The organism is Roseibium sp. RKSG952, from assembly GCF_009711355.1.
The window spans coordinates 1-3,653 of sequence record NZ_SMMF01000669.1; the positions used below are offsets into that span (position 1 = coordinate 1).

General features: G+C 54.2%; 5 protein-coding genes and 1 pseudogene. 2 read left to right on the plus strand and 4 right to left on the minus strand.

The genetic code is table 11. The features are described from left to right. Nucleotides 1–275 precede the first annotated feature (275 nt). Nucleotides 276–404, minus strand: coding sequence for a hypothetical protein (locus tag E1297_RS50715; RefSeq protein ID WP_256372680.1), 129 nt, complete (start codon nucleotides 402–404; stop codon nucleotides 276–278). Nucleotides 405–615: 211 nt separating this feature from the next. Between E1297_RS50715 and E1297_RS50935 the strand changes: the two are divergent. After that, nucleotides 616–801: pseudogene (locus E1297_RS50935) on the plus strand (hypothetical protein); the annotation flags it as partial. A 119-nt stretch (nucleotides 802–920) separates the two neighbouring features. On the opposite strand, the gene E1297_RS03555 reads toward E1297_RS50935, so the two are convergent. The 3 genes from E1297_RS03555 to E1297_RS03565 all read right to left on the minus strand — a co-directional run bounded on the left by E1297_RS03555 (nucleotide 921) and on the right by E1297_RS03565 (nucleotide 3,003). Beyond that, complete coding sequence (locus E1297_RS03555; RefSeq protein ID WP_368669451.1) at nucleotides 921–1,397, minus strand: DUF192 domain-containing protein; 477 nt, start codon at nucleotides 1,395–1,397, stop codon at nucleotides 921–923. A gap of 108 nt (nucleotides 1,398–1,505) precedes the next feature. Further along, the gene (locus E1297_RS03560; RefSeq protein WP_155133967.1) at nucleotides 1,506–2,087 is read right to left on the minus strand and encodes a cold-shock protein; all 582 of its coding nucleotides are present in this window, start codon (nucleotides 2,085–2,087) and stop codon (nucleotides 1,506–1,508) included. A gap of 142 nt (nucleotides 2,088–2,229) precedes the next feature. Continuing rightward, entirely contained in the window at nucleotides 2,230–3,003 is a 774-nt protein-coding gene (locus tag E1297_RS03565; protein ID WP_368669452.1) for an NAD-dependent deacetylase, read from the minus strand. A 57-nt stretch (nucleotides 3,004–3,060) separates the two neighbouring features. On the opposite strand from E1297_RS03565, the gene gloA reads away from it, so the two are divergent. Continuing rightward, on the plus strand, nucleotides 3,061–3,501 hold the full coding sequence (gene gloA / locus E1297_RS03570) for a lactoylglutathione lyase (RefSeq protein WP_155133973.1): 441 nt from the start codon (nucleotides 3,061–3,063) through the stop codon (nucleotides 3,499–3,501). Nucleotides 3,502–3,653 lie beyond the last annotated feature (152 nt).

Sequence of the window (3,653 nt, forward strand, 5' to 3'; positions counted from 1 at the left end):
GCGGCCCGCATCGAAAAACCTTCACCAAGGGCGACTTCGAAGTTTCCGTTCGTAAAGTCGGCGATTGAGCCGGGCATATGGCCCGATTACCCCGCACCGTTCATGCTGCAGGTTGGCACGATCTCAAACGATGCTGATGGAAGTTTTGACTCCGGTCCATAATAGCTGAGTACATGACCAGTGCCGTGATGCGCGGATTTCCCGGCCTTTTTTGTTGCTTCAACAGTCGCCGAGAAAAACACCTCAATAGCGGTGTTTCACCGGACCGCAGCGCACTATCGCTTGCGGCGATAAAGACTCATTGTCTCAACCGCACAGCCAAGAGTAAACAGGGCAACGGTCGGCACAGGTGCGAACATCATCCAATAGGACAAATAGGATGTATTGGTCTGGCGCGGTCTCATGATGAACTCCTCTCGATTGCATGTTGTTATGCCTGCAATGAGCATGCCGGAATTCAAATGCTTCACGCGTGACGGTCAGCACAGCTGTTTTTCAAACGCCGACATATTTGACTTGCAATTTTCAGGTTATAATTCAATAAATTATCCGAAATTTAATTTCGCAACAGGATTGGAGCCCGTGGACATTCGGGTTCCGGATTGCCGACCTCAGTATGAGTAGCGCGCCCTGATCGAAAATTTCATTCATAAGATCAGAGAGTTCCGAGCCATTGCACCGCGTCATGATAAGACCGCAAGGACAAGTATCTGCGCCGCCAGCGGGGCTCTCGCAGGAGCGGCATACAATGCACGGCGAACGCCCACAGGCCTTGATCGACTACTTTTCAAAAAGCGCTAAAATTCCGGCCGCAGCCGCCCGGACGCAAAACGAAAAGCTGTATTTGCGCATCCGCAAAACCAGTGATTTGAAAAAGCAAAATCTGGCACCAAACCTTCGGACATGTAGAATGGGCGCATCTATTTAGGCGGAAGGGACGGCGCTGACACATGGTCTCCAACCGATATGCCAAGCTCGTCCGTAGTCCCTCCATTCAGTTCCAGCACATATTTTGCCGGCTTCTCAGATGGGATGACGGTTTCTGAAAAAGGAACCGTTTCTTTCGCGATATGAACGATCTCGCCTGCCCGGTTTATGAAGATGATATCAAGAGGCAAAGGCGTGTTTTTCATCCAGAAATAGCGCTGCCCTTCTTTTGAGAACACAAACAGCATACCCGCATTGTCTGCCATCTCGGTCCGAAACATCAGGCCTCTCGAGCGCTCATGATCCGTTTCTGCAACTTCAACCTGGAAAAGGTGGTTCGCATCAGACGTTTCAACGGTCAATTCCTCGACGCGTAGCGGCACATCCAAAGCGTTCGTCGGCGTGTGAACAGCAAGACTGACAAGCAACAGGGCAAAGCTGACGACGAGCGTCTTGGCAATCAAAGTCACAATGAAAATCCTCTAGAGGCAAGGGCACGTCCATGCCTGCTAAAGGGCACAATTATAGCATAAAAAAGGCCAGATTTCGCCGCCCATGTTTTTTCCGGCTGAGGGTCATCAATGAGATGCGGGAATATGGGTCCCTATGCCGACAGGACGGATTTCTGCAGCCATGCGGCCTTTGGGACCCGTCCCAAAGCGAACCAGGACTTCCTGCCCTGGCCTGAGTTCGGCAATTCCGAACCGGCGCAGGGTTTCCATGTGGATGAAAATGTCCTCTGTTCCCTCGCCTTGCGTCAGAAAACCGAACCCTTTCACCCTGTTGAACCACTTCACACTGGCTTTTTCGAACCCGGTTTCAGGAACGACCTGAACATGCGTGCGAGACGGGGGCAGCTGAGAGGGATGTTCCGCAGTGGTCTCGTCCATCGACAGGATCCGGAAAGCCTGAAGACCACGTGGGCGGTCCAGGACTTCGCAGACGACCCGCGCGCCTTCGTAAGCGGTCTGATAACCGTCCCGCCGCAAGCAAGTCACGTGAAGCAGAATATCGGCCCCGCCTTGATCGGGAACAATAAAGCCGTACCCTTTGGCGACATCAAACCACTTTATGCTTCCCGCGACCTCCAGCACATCGACTGCAATGTCTTCAGCAGCCGATTCAAGTTCGCGGGGATCCGTCGTGGATTTCCCCTCCATATGCCCATTGCCCCGTATCTGGTCCGCATCATCAGCTTAAAGCAGCCCGACGACTCGCTCGGCAGCTGATTCCTAACAAAAGGATAACATCCCGCACGATAACGCAAAGAGGCTTTTGTGAAGCTAACCACAGGCATAAGAGTTAAAACCCCAGAGTATCGGTCAAACTGCCAAGTGTTTTGGCGATCGGTGTGCGAATGAGCTTGTCAGCGTAAGCATCAAGCGGTGTCGGATCACGGTTTATGATGACGAGTTCTGCACCCGATTTCACAGCAACAATCGGGAGCTGTGCCGCCGGATGGACCACGAGCGACGACCCGATCACCAGAAACACCCTTGCCTGCTGTGCCGCACTTTCCGCCCTGGCAAGCGCAATCTGCGGCATGGCCTGACCGAAACTGACAACCGCGGCCTTCAAAAGCCCCCCGCATATCTCACATTCAGGTGTTTGCCGCGCAGCAACCTTTGAACGCTGATCCTCGAGCGCTGCGCGGGCACCGCAGTCAAGGCAGGTGGCGTATGTCGAGTTGCCATGAAGCTCGATCAGTTTGTCACCGGGCACGCCGGAAACCTGGTGAAGTCCGTCGACATTCTGGGTGATGATCATTCCAAGCTGGCCGGAGTTTGCCAGACCCGCAAGCGCCCGGTGCGCTGCATTCGGCCGCGCCTTCTGAAAACAGGTCTGCATTTCAAAGCGCCGGCGCCAGTCTTCAAGCCTGCTCTTTTCGTCCCTGACGAAGTCCTGATATTGAATCGGCTGCATTTTGGACCATATGCCGCCCGGAGACCGGAAATCCGGGATCCCGGACTCCGTCGAGATCCCGGCTCCGGTGAAAGCCACAATTTCGCCCGGACCAATCTCAACCAGGGAACAGACGAAGTCTTGCGCTTCGCTCAAACTTGTAATCTCTTTCACGGCAAAACCCGACACACCTTTCCACCAGCAATCAGAACCATCTTAAGGGGGCACTTCATGCGCTATCTGCACACCATGGTCCGAGTGACCGACATCGACAAGTCTCTGGACTTTTATTGCAACAAGCTGGGCATGACGGAAGTCCGCCGCTACGAAAATGACAACGGCCGGTTCACCCTGATCTTTCTCGCAAGCTCTGACGATGTCGAGAAGGGAAAATCGAACTCCAGCCCGGTTCTGGAACTGACCTACAATTGGGACCCTGAAGACTATGCGGGCGGACGGAATTTCGGCCATCTCGCCTATGAGGTCGACAACATCTACGATCTTTGTGCCCGCCTGCAGGAAAAGGGCGTCATCATAAACCGCCCGCCCCGAGATGGCCGCATGGCCTTTATCCGTTCACCGGACAACATCTCGATCGAGCTGCTCCAAAAAGGAGAAGCCCTTGAAATCAAAGAACCTTGGGCGTCCATGCAGAACACCGGAGAGTGGTAGGGAAACGGTGTTCTCCACAGTCTGGACCCGGTTGGCCGGGTCCGACACATTTTTTTCATGAAGGGCTTGCGGGCCAACTAAATCCCGCCTATAAGCCTCCCCACGACGCAGCCGCGTCGACCGCGCGCCCATCGTCTAGCGGTCTAGGACGC

Bases quoted from the DNA above. Each gene is read 5' to 3' on its own strand.
- E1297_RS50715 (WP_256372680.1), bottom strand. From the start codon at position 404: ATGAGACCGCGCCAGACCAATACATCCTATTTGTCCTATTGGATGATG.
- E1297_RS03560 (WP_155133967.1), bottom strand. From the start codon at position 2,087: ATGGAGGGGAAATCCACGACGGATCCCCGCGAACTTGAATCGGCTGCT.
- gloA (WP_155133973.1), top strand. From the start codon at position 3,061: ATGCGCTATCTGCACACCATGGTCCGAGTGACCGACATCGACAAGTCT.